General features: G+C 54.2%; 11 protein-coding genes and 3 pseudogenes. 8 read left to right on the top strand and 6 right to left on the bottom strand.

What is annotated here, in order from left to right:
• Window positions 1-6 precede the first annotated feature (6 nt).
• The 4 genes from QMO82_RS02640 (at window position 7) to QMO82_RS33715 (ending at window position 2,656) form a co-directional block, all read left to right on the top strand.
• Entirely contained in the window at window positions 7-369 is a 363-nt protein-coding gene (locus QMO82_RS02640) for a transposase (RefSeq protein WP_029875542.1), read from the top strand.
• Window positions 366-713 (top strand): IS66 family insertion sequence element accessory protein TnpB, encoded by a 348-nt coding sequence (gene tnpB / locus QMO82_RS02635; RefSeq protein WP_009996986.1) that lies wholly within the window; start codon window positions 366-368, stop codon window positions 711-713. Before QMO82_RS02640 ends, tnpB begins: the two co-directional genes overlap by 4 nt.
• A 72-nt stretch (window positions 714-785) precedes the next feature.
• Complete coding sequence (locus QMO82_RS02630) at window positions 786-2,351, top strand: IS66-like element ISRel19 family transposase (protein ID WP_283196500.1); 1,566 nt, start codon at window positions 786-788, stop codon at window positions 2,349-2,351.
• Window positions 2,351-2,656: a hypothetical protein gene (locus QMO82_RS33715; protein ID WP_009996984.1), complete on the top strand. Its 306-nt coding sequence runs from the start codon at window positions 2,351-2,353 to the stop codon at window positions 2,654-2,656. Before QMO82_RS02630 ends, QMO82_RS33715 begins: the two co-directional genes overlap by 1 nt.
• Before the next feature lie 308 nt (window positions 2,657-2,964).
• Here QMO82_RS33715 and QMO82_RS02620 read toward each other — a convergent pair whose 3' ends face one another.
• Window positions 2,965-3,918: a hypothetical protein gene (locus QMO82_RS02620; RefSeq protein WP_011427388.1), complete on the bottom strand. Its 954-nt coding sequence runs from the start codon at window positions 3,916-3,918 to the stop codon at window positions 2,965-2,967.
• Window positions 3,919-4,118: 200 nt separating this feature from the next.
• Between QMO82_RS02620 and QMO82_RS02615 the strand changes: the two are divergent.
• Window positions 4,119-5,107 (top strand): annotated as a pseudogene (locus QMO82_RS02615) (IS5 family transposase).
• Between the two features lie 52 nt (window positions 5,108-5,159).
• Window positions 5,160-6,008: pseudogene (locus tag QMO82_RS02610) on the top strand (IS256 family transposase); the annotation flags it as partial.
• 124 nt (window positions 6,009-6,132) lie between these two features.
• On the opposite strand, the gene QMO82_RS02605 reads toward QMO82_RS02610, so the two are convergent.
• Complete coding sequence (locus QMO82_RS02605) at window positions 6,133-6,969, bottom strand: IS5-like element ISRel20 family transposase (protein WP_011427384.1); 837 nt, start codon at window positions 6,967-6,969, stop codon at window positions 6,133-6,135.
• Window positions 6,970-7,637: 668 nt separating this feature from the next.
• On the opposite strand from QMO82_RS02605, the gene QMO82_RS02600 reads away from it, so the two are divergent.
• Both QMO82_RS02600 and QMO82_RS02595 read left to right on the top strand, forming a co-directional pair.
• Window positions 7,638-7,835 (top strand): hypothetical protein, encoded by a 198-nt coding sequence (locus QMO82_RS02600; protein ID WP_183907041.1) that lies wholly within the window; start codon window positions 7,638-7,640, stop codon window positions 7,833-7,835.
• The gene (locus tag QMO82_RS02595) at window positions 7,825-9,888 is read left to right on the top strand and encodes a recombinase family protein (protein ID WP_011427411.1); all 2,064 of its coding nucleotides are present in this window, start codon (window positions 7,825-7,827) and stop codon (window positions 9,886-9,888) included. The genes QMO82_RS02600 and QMO82_RS02595 overlap by 11 nt, the downstream gene beginning before the upstream one ends.
• Window positions 9,889-9,911: 23 nt before the next feature.
• Here QMO82_RS02595 and QMO82_RS02590 read toward each other — a convergent pair.
• The 4 genes and pseudogenes from QMO82_RS02590 to QMO82_RS02575 form a co-directional block, all read right to left on the bottom strand.
• A pseudogene (locus tag QMO82_RS02590) lies at window positions 9,912-10,930 on the bottom strand (IS3-like element ISRel21 family transposase); the annotation flags it as partial.
• 579 nt (window positions 10,931-11,509) lie between these two features.
• Window positions 11,510-11,815, bottom strand: coding sequence for a hypothetical protein (locus QMO82_RS02585; protein ID WP_011427381.1), 306 nt, complete (start codon window positions 11,813-11,815; stop codon window positions 11,510-11,512).
• Between the two features lie 1,055 nt (window positions 11,816-12,870).
• Window positions 12,871-13,926: an NAD/NADP-dependent octopine/nopaline dehydrogenase family protein gene (locus tag QMO82_RS02580; RefSeq protein ID WP_183907039.1), complete on the bottom strand. Its 1,056-nt coding sequence runs from the start codon at window positions 13,924-13,926 to the stop codon at window positions 12,871-12,873.
• A 500-nt stretch (window positions 13,927-14,426) separates the two neighbouring features.
• Window positions 14,427-15,905, bottom strand: a complete 1,479-nt coding sequence (locus QMO82_RS02575) for a trehalose-6-phosphate synthase (RefSeq protein ID WP_183907038.1) — start codon at window positions 15,903-15,905, stop codon at window positions 14,427-14,429.
• Window positions 15,906-16,931 lie beyond the last annotated feature (1,026 nt).

The following is a 16,931-nucleotide window of genomic DNA, read 5'->3' as shown; positions in this document are numbered from 1 at the left end:
GGTTTCATGGCTCGCATAGAGATCATGTCCGGTACCGAGCGCAGACGGCGTTGGTCGGACGAGGCGAAGCTGAGGATACTTGCGGAAGCTGATGAGCCCGGTGCTCGCATTGGCGATGTGGCGCGCCGGCACGACATTCATCCGGGCCAGATCCGCTTGTGGCGGCAATCATTCAACTATGCCGATCGGCCGACGGTGTTCCTCCCGGTGGAAATCACGGAGGAGGTTGGCGTAAGCCAGCCGTCTACCGCAGCAACAAGGCCGACGATCGTTGAGATCTTGCTTCGAAACGGTCGGAGCTTGAAGGTTGCGGTTGACGTTGAGTTGAAGCTGCTTGGCCCGCTCGTCGCTTGCGTGGAGGCGGTATGATCGGCCCATCGGGGAATGTGAGGGTCTATCTGGCCTGCGGAGTGACCGATATGCGGCGTGGCATTGATGGTCTGTCCGCGCTGGTCGAGACGGTCGTGAGGGAGGCACCGGGCTCGGGCGCAATCTTCGGCTTTCGCGGAAAACGCGCGGACCGGATCAAGCTTCTTTGGTGGGATGGCCAGGGGTTCTGTCTGTTCTACAAGATTTTGGAGCGCGGATACTTTCCCTGGCCGACGGCGAAAGAGGGTGTAGCGCACCTGACGCAGGCGCAGCTTTCGATGCTCGTTGAGGGGATCGATTGGCGACGCCCGGCGTGGACTTCCGCTCCCGGCCGAACGGGATAAAAGCTATATTTTGCAGGGGCATGGGAAGCTTAACGCTGGTGCGTCAGAGGCAAATCGGCTAGTTTCGCGGATATGGAAACAGCGCCGCTGGACAGTCAGGACGAGCTCAATACTTTGCGCGCACTCGTCGCGGAACAGGCGGCAAAACTTGAGAGCCAGGAAGCCGAGGTCATCAAGCGAGACTCCATAATCGGGCTTCTTCGCGCGCAACTGGAGCTTCTCCGACATCGGCAACATGGCGCGTCTTCGGAAAAGATCGACAGGAAGATCGAGCAATTCGAGCTGATGTTGGAGGAGATCGAGGCCTCCCGGGCCGAGGCTGAACAGCGCTCCGGGAAACCGCCTCTGCCGGAGTTGGACGACGCATCCGAGAAGCCGAAGCGCAAGCCTCTACCCGATGATCTCACCACCGAAGAACTGGTCTATGCAGCTCCCTGCAATTGCCCGACCTGCGGTGGCACTTCGTTCCTGAAGGCGGCCGACAGAGTGGTCCAGGTGCTGGAGCACGTGCCGGCGTCGGTCAAGATTGTCCGGCATGTCGAGAAGCGCATGATCTGCAGGGAATGCGATACGACAGTGGCTGGCGAGATGCCGACCTTGCCGATCGAGCGCGGCAAACCCGGGCCGGGGCTGCTCGCCCACATCATGATCGCCAAATTCGACGATCACATTCCCCTCTACCGCCTGTCAGAGATGTACGACCGGTTGGGGATAGACATCTTCCGATCCGTAATGGCCGACTGGGTCGGCCGGGTATCTGCATTGCTGACACCACTTGTCCTGTTAATCAGGGCCCATATCGCCGCACTCGACCGAATACATACGGACGATACCCCGGTCGATGTTCTCGACCCCGGGCGGGGCAAGACAAAAACCGGCAGGGTCTGGGTCTACATCTTTGACGGCAGTGGCTATCAATCCGCCACTCCCGCAGCCATTGCCTATTACTACAGCCCCGACCGCAGGGGCGCACATCCGGCTGATCACCTGGCAAGCTTCAGCGGCGTCATGCATGCCGACGGCTACGGGGGTTACAAGAAGCTCTATGGCAACCAGATCATTGAAGCCGCCTGCATGGCGCATGTGCGCCGCAAGTTCCATGATGTGATAAAGCTCAAGCCGTCTCCGATCGCTGAGGAAGCGCTGTCACGCATCGGCGCTCTCTACGATATCGAGAACCGTATCCGAGGCATGTCGGCTGACGAGCGGCGCACCCTGCGCCAACACCATGCCCGGCCTGTTCTGGACGAACTCAAGGCCTGGATCGAGGCGACACTCTCGACTTTGCCTCAGAAGCAGAGGCTGGCCGAGGCGATGCGATATGCCCTGTCGCGATGGGCAGCCTTGAGCGTCTACATCGACGATGGCCGTGTCGAAATCGGCAACAACATCGCTGAACGAGCCATGCGTCCGCTTGGAATTGGAAGGAAGAACTGGCTGTTTGCCGGCTCGGACAAGGGCGGCGAGCGCATCGCCAACATCCTCACCATCATCGAGACGGTCAAACTGCAAGGCCATAATCCAGAGGTCTATCTGACGGATGTCCTGACCCGGATCCAGGATCACCCCGAAGACCGAATTGAAGACCTCCTGCCTTGGAACTGGACGCCGGCAAAAGCTCGATGCGAGGCCGCCTGATGGCGCGCTCGAGGTTCATCTACACACTCAGCCAAGTCGCCGGCATGATCGGCGAAAACCTCGAACTGATCGAAGAAGTGACCGCAAACTCGGACAACATCTCCGAAGGCGAACTGGTTTACGTCGGCGATGGCAGTGAAGACGGCACGAAGGGTCTGACCGAGAATGGCATCGAAGAACTTCAAAGCCTACTCGCCGACATCAGGACGTGGGACGGCGGTATCCGCGAGTTCCTCATCGACACACAGTGCGATCCTGAAATAATCGACCGCATCATGGCCGATGAGATGAAACGCGGCCTATAGATTCCATCTCTCGACACCCGAAAATGCGTTCGCCGGACGCTTACAATGCGTTCGCCGGACGCTTACGATAAAACTTGGGGGCAAGGTCATTGCAGGCGTCGATGAACCAATCGCGGAAGCTTCGCGAGCCAAGTTGTCGAGCGGAACGTCCTATTACGCTTACAAGAATGGTGAGAGCGACCCATTCAGTTTTGAGGCATGCTATTTCGAAACGGGATCGACTTTTTGGCCTCAAGCATCAAGTGACCGACGCCACCTGTTCGAGCAGCATCGGTCCGTCATGGCATCGATTTTAGGTTGTTGTCTGCCTATCGCCCAAAATCTGATCGCTCTCTGTGTTCTCGCTCGAAACCCCTACTCTGATGGGTATCTATAGTGCGTTTCACTAAGTCCGCTAAATGCATCTGAATTTCGGCTGCTTTCGACATGCGGCCGTAATCACTTCCCTGGTAACCAGTCACTAACTCTTGGATGGACTTTTCGATTCCGGTTATTATAGGGTCTAAATTTGATACGCTGCAACCGGTCCTTGAAGCACTTATTTTGTCTTCCCATTTTGTACGGAGCTCACTTCTACGTTCTGCTCGTTTCTGACAGATGTTAATTGCTGCATCTAGAACATGATGCTGTCCGTTGGATTCCAGAATGGTTTGTACCATCCGTCTTTGGAGCGGAGTCATTCTAACGTCGGCTTCGACAAGCGCTATCCCGCCCGCCACCATGAGCACGTCACTCATGTCTTCAAGTTCATCCGAGAAATATTCGAATGATTTCTGAAGGATAGCGTTGCTCTCGATCTGATCGAAAATCTTAAGATTCCCGGCCAGTCGTCCAATCGCCCAAGCTTGTTCCAAGCCGTGTTCCATGTTCATAACATGCGCCACGAGTTCACGTTTCCTAAATGCCGGTTGAAGATGTAAAGTCGCCTCAACGGCTTCAATGCGAACATGCGCGTACGCCCTGTGACCTGGATTATCGTCGGGATAATCGAAGCCACTCTCCGGAATCGCGGTGCGATAGATGATGTCGATTGCTTTGCTCAACCGGCTCAAACTGCGGTACAAAGCCCCGGTACTTTCATCGTTTTCCACGATGTTGCGCAATCTCTTACTGGTGCGTCGTAACGCATTTAGAGATTTCATCGTTTCTGGAGCTTCGTTGCTGACTAAGCAACCAAGAATCTTGCCGGCGGTGTCGGAATCTAACCGATCGAAAGCGTTCAAACTACTTGTAGCTTGACGGGTCGCATTCGTCCTATCCATAGCACGTTACCTAATTTCAACGCAGTACAATCATGATACCAGGCGCTTCCCGCGAAGTATTGTTTAATTGGGTTACGGATGCAATGTATGCCTCTGCCGAGGGCCCTCTGCCCTGATTTGGTGATTGGGGCGTTGGTGCGTGGATCGTTAATTGCATTGGCGTAGGTGGTCGGCAATCGCAATAACCGGTCTTTGCAACGATGCCTTTCAAACACAACGCCTCCCGACGCCATCGCATCAGCAAGATGAAGTTGGAGCTGACGAACTGGGCGGAATACGAGGCAGGTCTTCGTCGGCGCGGTAGCCTGACGCTTTGGATCTCGCCGGAGGCATTGTCGTCCTGGTGGGCGCCGAAGCGGACGACACGCGGTGGCCAGCCACGCTATTCCGATCTGGCGATCGAGACTGCTTTGACGCTGGGATTGGTTTTCGGCCTGCGTCTCCGACAGACGGAGGGCTTTGTTTCGTCGGTGCTGAAGCTGATCGGCCTGGATCTCGCTGTTCCCGATCACACGACGCTGAGCCGGAGGGCAAGCAAACCGAGAGCGCCAAAGAAACGGCAGGAGTTTCGTCTCCCGGACAAGGGACCCTCCACGTCCTCATCGACAGTACAGGCTTGCAGATCTACGGTGCAGGCCAATGGCTGGAAGAAAAGCAAGCAACAAAATCCCGTCGGGGATGGCGCAAGCTGCACTTGGCGCTGGATGCCGACAGCGGCGACATCATCGCACACGCCATGACGGACCAGGATGCCGGCGACGCCTCGCAGGTGGAGCCGCTGCTCGACTAGATCGACATGCCGATCGATCAGTTCACGGCCGATGGCGCCTATGACGGAAACCCGACCTATGAGGCCGTCGCCGGACACAGTCCTGACGCGGCGGTCGTCATTCCACCACGCGCCAATGCGATAGAACGGCCGGACGCCGGTCCCTCCCGCCAAAGAGACCGCCACATTGCGGCGATTAACGCCGATGGCCGGTTGAAGTGGCAAGTCGCTACGGGATATGGCAAGCGATCGCTGGTCGAGACCGCGATCGGTCGGTACAAATCGATCATCGGCCGCCGGCTAAGGGCACGCTCATTCGGCGCCCAGCAGACGGAGGTCGCCATCGGCTGCGCCGTCCTCAATCGAATGCTGGAATGTGCACGCCCGAATTCTGTCCGGTACAGACAAGCTACCGAGTAGCAAAGGCATCAAAGACAGACGTCCTCTTACACGGCGATCGCTGCACCAACGCCGTTCTGTCGACGACCTGGTCAAGGCCATGGGTATGAGCGGCATCTCCAAAAGCCAGGTGAGCCGCCTGTGCGAAGAGATCGACGTCAAAGTGAAGGCGTTCCTCGACAGGCCGATTGAAGGTGAGTGGCCATACGTCTGGGTGGACGCGACCTATCTCAAGGTCCGGCGTGGCGGCCGCATCGTCTCAGTCGCCGTCATTATCGCGGTCGGCGTCAACAGCGACGGTCGGCGCGAGGTCCTGGGTATGGAAGTTGGCACCTCGGAGGCCGAACCGATCTGGACGGAATTCCTCCGCAGGCTGACACGCCGCGGTCTACGCGGGGTGAAGTTGGTTGTCTCCGATGCACATGAGGGCATCAAGGCTGCCGTTTCCAAGGTTCTCAATGCCACTTGGCAAAGGTGCCGCGTTCACTTTATGAGGAATGTGCTGGCGCATGCTGGAAAGAGCGGCAGGCGGGTCGTATCCGCCTTCATCGCGACGGCCTTTGCCCAGGAGACGCCGGAGGCAGCAAGCGCTCAATGGCGCAGTGTCGCCGACCAGATCAGACCGAAAGTGCCGAAGCTCGCGACCATCATGGACGACGCTGAAGACGATGTCCTCGCCTACATGACCTTCCCGAAAGAGCACCGGGCAAAGCTGCACTCGACGAATCCAATTGAACGCCTCAACGGCGAAATCAAACGCCGCACTGAGGTCGTTGGCATCTTTCCGAACGACGATGCCATCGTCCGTCTCGTCGGTGCATTGCTGCTCGAACAGAATGACGAATGGGCCGTCCAGCGTGCCAGGTATCTGATGCTTGAGACCATGGCCCAAATGAGCGATGATCCCCAAATCAGCCTGCCCCGCTGTGGCACGCTGATATCCCCTTCCGACCCATGTCGGGAAAGCACGGCAATCAGCCGTCAGCTACACCACTCCCGTGGACACGATCTTTTTATCCAGATATCTAAGAGCCCGATTCAAAAGTTCATTCGTATATCCAATACCTTGCGATGCGCCTTATGAGCATTCTGATTGAAGCGATTTGCGCCCATGCGGTTGCGCTTTCGATCGATTTCTCCCAATCCTTGGCGAGACGGCGGCAGCGTCCAAGCCAGGCGAAAGTCCTTTCCACCACCCATCTCTTGGGCAGGACGACGAAGCCCTTGGCGTGATCCGAACGCTTGACGATTTCGATCGTCCAGTCACCATGGCCGCTCATTGCTCGCCTCAACTTGGCTCCGGCGTAGCCACCATCGGCGAAGATGTGGCGCAGCCACGGAAAACGGCGGCGGATCGCCTTGAGGACATGGGGTGCGCCGTCGCGATCCTGTATGTCGGCAGCATGGATGAACACGAAGATCAGAAATCCAAGCGTATCGGTGACAATCTGACGCTTGCGGCCCTTAATCTTCTTGCCTGCATCATAGCCGGATATTCCGCCGCTTTGCGTGGCCTTGACGCTTTGGCTGTCGATAATCCCTGCCGTCGGTTGCGCCTCCCGTCCCTCGATTTCCCGCGCCGCCATCACCAGAAGCTGGTTGATGCTCTGCCACAGTCCGATCGCGCGCCAAGCATAAAAATAACCGCGCACTGTCGAAACCGGCGGAAAATCGCCCGGCAGTATGCGCCATTGGCAGCCGCTCGAGGCGATATAGAGGATCGCCTCCGCGACCGAGCGCATATTCGTCGTCCGACGCCGCCCGCCACGACGCGCTGGCGGGATCAGCGGTTTGATCAACGCCCATTCCCGGTCCTTCAAATCACTTGGAAAACGAAGCACGTCTCGGTTATGCTCACGGCGAGCGATAGCAGTCCAGCTCATCGAAACCCCATTTGATTTAGCACCAATAGGGAATCACAACTGCCTGTTATCGCTCAACTTCTTTTAAATCGGGCTCTAATCCTAGGGATAAACGGACATACGGACAAACGAACTCTACGTCGCTATATATCCCGTCACCTGCCACCGAACTTTCATCCGGCAGCGATTAGAGCCTCGGCGGTCTTGAACCGCTCCCAAACGTTGGACCACCGGATGCTAGAGTTTTCCGGCTTCATTCAGGGAGGCGGGCTGGTTGCGCCTCCCGAATTCACCAACGAGATCGGCACCTTGTTGCCGATCGCACCATGAGGTCTTTCCTCATTGTACAACACGACGACAGAACACCCACGGGACCGAGGTTCGCGAGCTTCTGTATCCGTGGCATCCCTGGTCCGGACGGCTTGTTCACGTGCATGAGGCGGTGTCTAAAGGGACGCATATTTTCCGCTGCAGCCTTTCTGGTTCTTCTTCTGGTCGACTTCTTGAGGTCCCGTCGTGGATGTTCGACCGATCAGTGAGTGGTTGTTGGCGCAGCCTGGCGGTCCCGCACGTCGATCTCGCAAGCCTGCATTCTTTGGCAAGATTGCTGAAGGACGCTGATGCCTCATCGCAATCTTCGGTAATGGGCGCAGCATTGGTCTTTCACGAAACGAGTCGGAGAGATGTTCATGCCTCGCCAGTCCATGACATGCCAGTTCGATCTGTTCTCGGCCCCGCAGCGGGGGAAGACGGCAGGGACGCCGCAATGGCCGGAGTTGCCGGAGGAGACCCGCCAAGCGTTGACGGTGCTCATCGTGCGGCTGTTCGTCGATCACGCAAAGTGCGGACATGCCTGCCAACAGAAGGAGGCCGGTCATGATGCATGAGAAGATCGCGCCGCATCATCTGGAGCGGAAGGCCATCCTCTATGTTCGGCAGTCCTCGGCTCACCAGGTTCTGCACAATCGAGAGAGCAGCGCCCTCCAGTACGCCATGCGCGACCGTCTGGCAGCGCTTGGATGGTCACATATAGAGACGGTGGATGACGACCTTGGTCGTTCGGCCGCCGGCGGCGTGACCCGCGCTGGATTTGATCGGATGGTGGCGGAAGTCTGCCTTGGCAAGGTAGGCGCCGTGGCCGCGCGTGAGGTATCGCGCTTCGCCCGGAACAGCCGCGATTGGCAGCAACTCATCGAGATGTGCCGCGTTGTCGATACCGTCCTGGTCGACCAGGAAGCAGTTTATGCGCCCCGCCAGGGCAACGACCGCCTGCTCTTGGGTTTGAAGGGCAGCCTCAACGAGTATGAACTCGATCTCTTGCGTCAGCGTTCCCTTTCCGCCCGCTATGAGAAGGCTCGCCGCGGTGAACTCGTCGTCACTGTTCCGGCCGGCTTCGTAAAGGCCGGTGACAGGATCGAGAAGGATCCCAATCGGCGCATCCAGGAAGCCATCGCACTCGTCTTCGACAAGGTCACCGAACTCGGGAGTGCCCGGCAGGCCTTGCTATGGTTCCTTGAGCAGGGATTGGACCTGCCCGTCAGGTGCGCCAACGGTGACGTCATCTGGCGCAGGCCAAATTATGCCACCATCCACCGGATGATTGCGAACCCGATCTACGGCGGCGCTTATGCTTATGGTAAGAGTCGTTCCGTACCAGGATACGATGGCCGATCTGGAATTCGCCGCAAGGCGCGTGATGAATGGCTGGCGCTGATCCCGGATGCGCACGAAGGTTACATCAGTTGGGAACGGGCGGAGGAGATCCGCAAGATGGTCAGCGACAATGTACCGGCCAGTCGCCATCATGGAGCGCCGAAGCATGGCGACGCTCTGCTTGCCGGCCTGTTCCGCTGCAAAAGGTGCGGCCGGAAGCTGACGGTTCGTTACACAGGAGCCAACCATAACATCCCGCGCTATTCCTGTTGGCGAGGGTTGCTCGACAACGGCGAACCACGTTGCATCGCCTTCGGCGGTCTGCGGGTCGATGACGCGATCGAAGAGGCACTTCTCGGCGTGGTCGAGCCAGGAGCCATTGCCGCCGCCGTCGAGGCGGAACGCAATATGGCCAACCAACGCGATCAGGTTCAGGATGCCCTGATGCGCGACCTCGAGGCAGCACGCTATGTAGCCGACCGGGCATTCCGGCAATATGACGCGGCCGATCCAGAGAATAGGCTGGTGACGTCGGAGCTGGAAGCACGCTGGAACAAGGCGCTGACTGGCGTCGGTGAGATCGAGGCCAAGATTGCCAAACATCGGACAGTTACGCCGCATCCGTTCCCCATGTCCGCATCACAGGTAACCGCACTTGCGGGAAACCTTCGCGCCGTCTGGACGGCGCCGACAACCGATGCAAGGCTGAAGAAGCGCATCGTGCGCACGCTCATCAATGAAGTGGTCGCCGATCTCGATGATGGAACCTCTGAGATCGTCCTCGTCATTCATTGGGTTGGAGGCGTCCACACCGAACTGCGCCTGCCGAAGCGACACCGTAGCCAAAGAAATGCGACCCCTGACGACATTGTCGACGCTGTGAAACAGCTCGTCTTGATCGCCAATGATGATGTGATTGCCGGTGTCCTCAATCGCAACGGACTGACGACCGGCAATGGCAATCGCTGGACACGGGAGCGGGTCACCGCGCTGAGGTCATATCGCAAGATTCCGGTCTTCCGTCCGCAGATCGACGGGGTTGAGCCATGGCTTAATCTGGGCGGTGCGGCGAAGTTACTCGGGATATCGCCAAAGACGCTGCGTCTGGCGGCCGAGGCTGGCGATATTAAGGGGGCTCATCCGCTACCCGATGGCCCATGGATCTTCAGCCGTTCCAAACTCGCGACCCCGCAAGCACGTCAGATTCTCGATCGTGTACGGAAGAACCCTCGCCACCCCGCGGGATCGCCTCCAGATCAGGAAAATCTATTTCTTTCAATGACATAGAAAGATGGGTGTTATGAAACAGGATTGTAGTATCTACGCCAATCCTCCATCTTTTCGCGGGCATCCGCAAGGGTCAGGAACCAATGCTGGTTCAGGCATTCTGCACGGAAGCGGCCATTGAACGCTTCGATGAAAGCATTATCAGTCGGCTTGCCGGGGCGTGAGAAGTCCAACGTCACGCCCTTGGAATAGGCCCACAGGTCCAAGTCGCGCGACACGAACTCGGTCCCTTGGTCGACACGGATCGTTTTCGGATAGCCGGCTTTTTGGCACACCCGTTCAAGGGTTTGCACGATGTCTTCGCCTCTATAGCTATGACGTGGATCAAGCACCGGCACGTAGCGCGAGAAGGTGTCGACCACCGTCAGCACGCGCAGTTTCTTACCCGTTGCGAGTTGGTCGTGAACGAAGTCCATCGCCCAGACGTCGTTGGGTCCGACGGCCATGTGCCGATCCTCGCGAAGCTGGGCTTTTACCCTCCGCTTCGGTGTCTTGTTCCGCAACTGTAGCCCCAAGTCCCTGTAAATGCGGTAGGTTCGCTTGATGTTGGTGCCCCAACCCTCGCGTTCCAAAAGCACATGCACGCGGCGATAGCCGTACCGCACACGGATCTCGCAGATCTCGCGAATACGACGTTCCAGACCGGCCTGATCAGCACGGCGAGAGGTATAGTGGTGAGTTGATCGATCGAAGTTCAACGCTCCACAAGCACGTCGGATCGAGATCGCCCAATCACAGTACATGCCTTTCACCATCTCCCGCTTCCGAGCAGGCCTTAGAGCTTTCGGCGGATGACATCCTGCAACATCTCGCGGTCCAGCGTCAGATCCGCGACGATCTTCTTCAGGCGCGAATTCTCGTCCTCGAGCTGTTTCAGCCTCTTCATCTCCGGTGGCAGCATGCCCGCGTATTTTTTCTTCCAGTTGAAATAAGTCGCCTGGCTGATCCCCGCCTTCCTGCAGATTTCAGCAACCGACACGCCTTCATCACCTTGCTTCAGAATGAACGCCTTCTGAGCGTCCGAAAACTGCGACGCTTTCATCGTCTTCTGGTCCCTTTCCCAGCCAGGAAAATGCACCGGAAAACTCTAACCAAAACTGGTCCAGTTTGAAGGGTTCAGATCACCCGCCAAGATCGTCTTTTATAACCAATTAGACATATCAGGATCAAACACGCATTCGTTAAACAGGGCAGGGTTACGCGGCCCTTTGGTGCGACGGCAAATGGAACGTCCACTTATTGCCAGCGAAGATAAGCCGCCAGTTTTGAAATATGCGCCTTCCACTGTGCTATCGTCATGGCTTACGAGACTTACTGACAGCGCCGTGCGCATAAATCCATCGTTTTATTGAGCATCACGTGACTCAAAGACTTTCGGAATACTGGCTTGAAAATTGCCCCTATAATTAATTGCACAAAAATCAGTGAATAAAGGCACCAATTGGGGAGTGGTTATCTGCTCTGTCGTCAGCGCTTACCTCACACAGGACGAAACCCGCCTATCGCGTCCAAACGCTTGTGGGGCACAATCACGTGGCGCAAGACTTTTTGCCTTATCTTATTGTCGTCACTTGAAAATGACAGCGCAGTTTTGTTCACGGGACACCTGTAAGACCGGTCATCATTGAGTTAGTGATTGTGCTGTAGTTGTCGCGTCAAGATAATGATTAAAAGTAAAACAATTTGCGATCCCGCTGGCGCAACCGGGCTCGTTGTCAAAACTCTTGATTTGTTTAAACCAGATAAAGAACGTCTTCAGTTGATCGAGATTTTCAATATGGGGGTAATTGGGCACAGCTTTCGATATCATGATTCGTTTGCCGACTGCATCAAGCAATGGCTTATCCCTCGCTGGTTCATATCCCAGAGCAATCCGCTCAGCAATAGAATAGGCATCCTTTACGTTTTCCTTGAAGTTGTCAGCCACCCCCACCCCTTGTCGGCCAACTCGACGATATCAATGGATTTGATCTTCTGCATTGCCACGAGCGCATCTTTATTCTCGCTTGCCAGTTTTTCCTCCAAAGGTTCCCAATCGACCGCGAACTTGATCTGTACAAAATATTCAATCACTATTGCAAACGGCAGAAAATTTAAAGTACAGGCCTACCTTTTCGGAGTTCAAGCAGACAAAAAAAGCCATCTGCTGCCCCAACATCTCGCGAATTATAGGATACGGTGCTTCGGGAAATTGGCTAGACATTGCAAGAAATTTCGGCCTTTTTGGCAAATATGTTGGTCAGTGATAAGAATTTATAGACCGGGTGACGAGCCATTTTCGTGAGAATGACGTCAGGGCAGGGCTCAAATGCCCAGTGAGGTCCGGTTTGCAGGAGCAAAGTAATCCCTAGCATATTTTCGTCGAAGCCGACTGTATTGACGGCCTAACCCTTCTCAAATCAAAAGCGTGTATTCGCGGGATGGTAGTCTACGCGGCTTATCAAAGAATACAATATATGGATTATGGTACTTTGGTTGAACACGTTTTTGTAATTCCACTTGATTTAAATAGCTGTGTTTGATTTTTTATTACAGTATCCCTCCGTCGGCAGCTGCAAACACGCAACCTTTAACCGCTCAAATTGAAATAGCGTTGCCGAAATTATTTTATCAAAATCTACGTAATATTTGGCTTTCTAAGGGTAACGGATTTCGCGTAGTCGAAAATTTCGGCATCAGGGTGCAGTTCACGGGGAGCACGGAATGGTAATTCACACTTAAGATAGTCGCACAATCTTGTTGATTTACATTAAAAACGATAACAAAGGCCGCTTTATTTATACATAAGAGCGAGCAGATACATCACAACCACGTACAATCCGATTTAGCGTTCTTTCATTTATAATGCATTAGAGCCTTAGGGCTCGGTTGAACGCCATCATCACACTACGGGGAGCGGCAATAACCGCATAATGTAGAGCATAACAACACTTATAACTTCCGCGAAAACACAAACGTAGATTGTGTTTCGGTACTTCTGGATTAATTTGCACCCCATTTCGCGACGATTTCATCCCCAGAGAGACCCTCCATATCCAGTTTAGCTAGGGTCAGTCCGGTTTCTTCGAAGTCCTCTCCGGCTAAAGCCCGTGCTTGAGCCAAAACCCAGTCCGCGATCTCGGCGTTGATACCGAACTTTTCTGCAAGGCCTCTGTAAAAGGGGAGCATCCGGCAGTCTTCAGTAAGGTAACGGTGCTGCATGTCGGAGGGAACTCCAAGCGTGGCATTGTGAGAGGGAGAATTGCGCGCAAACGCGAGATAGTTTGGCTCGTTCCTTCCATACCAACGATTGACCAGACCGATGTCGCTAATCCCTGCAAAATTGAACTTCGCAATAACGGACATGCGGAGTTCATCAAGTTTCTCCATCTTCTCACAGACGGAGGGGGTCATACCGTCCCTATAAAAGCGAAAGCTCTCACCAGCCAGGATGCGCTGGGCGTTCTCTATCACGGTCACCGGATGAGTGATGAAATTGGTGTTGTGCATGGCGACATCCAGTATGTTTGCACGCCATTCAAGCCTACTTGGAAAGAGAGCTTCGACTTGACTTCGATACTCCGTCTCACTGTCAGCATCGAAAGCGGCAATCTCAATCACCTTTTTAAAGGCCTTAATGAAAGCCTTACCTTCATCGATACGGCAGCCATAAGGTGAGTTGGACGCCTCAAACGTGGCAGCAGTGCTTAGCTTAACCCCAACCAGGCTCGCCAAAAGTCCGGGAACCCATATAAGGATCTTGCTTGCGAGGTCATGTTCAGCCAGCCTGACCTTCAGCTCTTCCTTAACGCCGGCCTTAGCGGGAATGGTAACAATGATTGCTTCTGCCTCGGATACGGCATGGCCAAGGTCTGGGAGAATGGTGGGGTAGAAATGCCCAACAACAGCCCCCTTTGCTTCTAGCCCTTCATTGGCAATCTTGATGCTGTTGCCGGGATGACTGGGGTGAGTCCAAATTGAAACCCGATGATTTCGGCTGGATAAGTCCGCGGCGAACGCGTTTCCAAGATTACCGGCGCCGATAATAAGGACTTTCATATTTAGAGAAATTTGATTGTAGGATTGAGATGTGAATTTCCCCTTGCCAAACTCCGTATTTATAATCGATGAAAGGGATTTTTGACGTAAGCACTTACGCATTATGCGCTAGCAAAAGTCTTGGAGTGGCCCATCAATCACAATGGCGCACAACCATACGATCTAGAAGCCGTGGACTCTTGGGATTCCCAAAAGTGAGCAAATCAGATTCAAGACTGTCTTTTGGAGGCAGTCATGGGTCTTTTAGATCGCCTTTTGGAAACAAAATGCGCCATTTATACAACAAATAATATAGCTACATTATTTCAGATTAAATAAGCCATACACTAGAGATAAAGAAAATTACGAAGCTAGTTAGCGAAACTAATTCATACCAATAATTTGACTCAGGCAGACGATGTATACTGTATTGATCTTTACATGGATCTCGCCTTTTCAGCACAACGAGTTATACATATGAACGTATAAATAAATAATATTCGTCCCATGACAGTAGTGCTTTAGCTAAATAAGTCATTAAGATACGTATTGGTCCAGTAGTTGATATCGTGTTCCAACAGCCAGGTCATCATATTCCTCCAACGATCTTTACGCTCAGTAAGCGGCATTTCTAAGGCGTCTGCAATTGCCTGAGCCATACTTTGAATATTTCGGGGATCTACAATAATACCCGCAGAAAGCTCTTGCGCGGCGCCAGCAAACCCAGAAATAATTAAAACGCCAGGGTTGGCCGCGTCTTGCGCTGCAATATATTCCTTCGCCACGAGGTTCATGCCATCCCTGATCGGCGTTACGAATCCAACCCTCGCCAACCTAAAAAGAGCGCCAAGCTCATCTCTAGACGAACCAGAATTGATATAGCGAAGAGGCGTCCAGTCCGCCGTCCCGATTGCGCCATTTGCCTTGCCGACCGCTTCCGCGACCGCCGCTTGCAATTGTTGATATTCCAGAACGTCGGAGCGGGATATGGGAGCGATCTGGAGATAAGTCACTTTCCTGAGATACGAGGGGTTACCTTTAAGGAACGTTTCGTAAGCCCTCACACGCTCCAGGATGCCCTTCGTGTAGTCAAGGCGATCAACTGATATAATCAGCGTCTGCCCCTGCAAGCTTTCCACCATTTGACGCATCGACGGCTGCTTCGCCGCAGCCGCAGCGGACTTCGCGAAATTCAGGGTTTCAATGGAAACAGCGTACGCACCCAGTTTGATCCGCCGCCCAAACAAGAGAACAACGTCATTCTCTAGTTTTCCACCCTCATTGCAGCAATTCACAGCCTCATAAAAATTTGTCAAATCATTGCGTGTTTGAAAGCCTATCACATCATAGCTGGACATTGCTTTAAGCAAAAGCTTGTGTACAGGCACGTCATGAAGCACTTCGAACTTCGGCCACGGGACATGTAAAAAAAAACCGACACGCCCTATGGAACCTAGCTTCCTTAGTTCTTCAGCCAGTGGAATCAGGTGGTAATCATGCACCCATACTGCATCATCCGGACGCCACAAAGGAAAAAGTATTTCCGCAAAGGTGGCGTTCACCCGCCGGTAGGCCACCTCGTAATCTTCGCTAAGAACCGCACGATCCTTAAACGAGTGAAAAAGAGGCCAAAGGGTCTGATTGGAAAAGCCGTTGTAGTAGTCCCGGACGTCGGCGGTGGTGAGGTCAACTTCGACGTACGTTACATTTCCCTCTCGAGTCATTTTCGTTGATGTAGCCTCGGCGTCAGTATTTCCGGACCAGCCCATCCAGATGCCTCCCCTCAACTTCAAAGCAGCATTCACGGCGACGGCCAACCCGCCTGAATTGTTACCAGGAGACGCATCACGGCGAATTCTGTTGGAAACTACGATCAGACGACCCTGCGTGTCGATTGGGTCGACCGGGCATCCTAGAAACTCATGCTCCGTCAGCGCACAGCATTCTGAACAATTTACCGTAGATGAACCAAGTGTGTTTTGCGGCCTCACACACTTCATAATTCAAATGTATTTATTGAAATCCTACTATTAAAATGCTCGCCACAATTTCGCATTATACGTAATCTTATTTATACATACAAACAAAGAAAGGCTACAAAGCTATATATCCAGCCAAGCCTTGCCAAGCCAAACCTTGCCAAGCCAAGCCAAGCCTTGCGCGTGACGCATTGTGCCTCTTCAATCGATTTGGTGGCTCTAGTTTGATTGCGACTGCGGGGCATTCTAACCGGGCTGTTTGCGCCACGGGGCGCTCTTCCTTATTGGGCCTCCACATCCACGCATCATAAGTGTTCAGGGTCAATCCCTTGAGCTTTCGCGGCGGCTCTTCGCGGGGCGATATCAATGACCTCTTGTCTTTTGCGAAAAGCCATCAAGCGTCGCCATCTCAAAGCGTGGCCAATAAGAATAACCTAACGCTGTCGCTTTCTGTCGTTCTCCAACGGTAAGCCATGTTTGGGTCTCGCGAAGGGCCCTAGTTTTTTATTCTTTAGCGCTTCGCGCATGCAAAGGCCATTATTCTGTTCGCCCGGCTAAAAACCCACTTTGCAACGGCTGGAAGGACTTAATCCGTCCCCTATTTATATCCCTCCTCGTCATTCTAGCCATCACAACTCCTTGTCCTTCCATCACACAACGTAGACTTGCAGCATCTGCCTCCTCACGATGTCGTCGTCGTCGTGGACCCCCTTACAACTCACAAATGCGTCTGCTCGTTTTCTGACTTCTGCGCTCTATAACGCCAAGACGAACTACTCAATTGCAAAGGGTATACCCGCGATTGACCTCGGATACATCTATATGAGCAAAGCGGAGGTTGAGGAATGTGTGAGCACTAGACGGTTGAGTGGAAGCCCGTCTCTGTCGGACAAGTCTCCGGCCAACCCGCCCCCCGGGCCATCATGGTACATCGCTGTTGATCGGAACGCACCTCTGACGGGCTCGATCGACGTGGTCGGATATGGGCCAGCCGTAGGCCGGCGGTAAACGCATGATCGAAGTTGCCGTACGTTGGCCTGGGTCTAT

Origin of the sequence: Rhizobium sp. BT04 (genome assembly GCF_030053135.1) — a bacterium.
In the GTDB taxonomy this organism is placed as follows: Bacteria; Pseudomonadota; Alphaproteobacteria; order Rhizobiales; family Rhizobiaceae; genus Rhizobium; species Rhizobium binxianense.
Note: the sequence above shows the minus strand (reverse complement) of the source record. Positions and strands in the feature narration are given on the sequence as shown.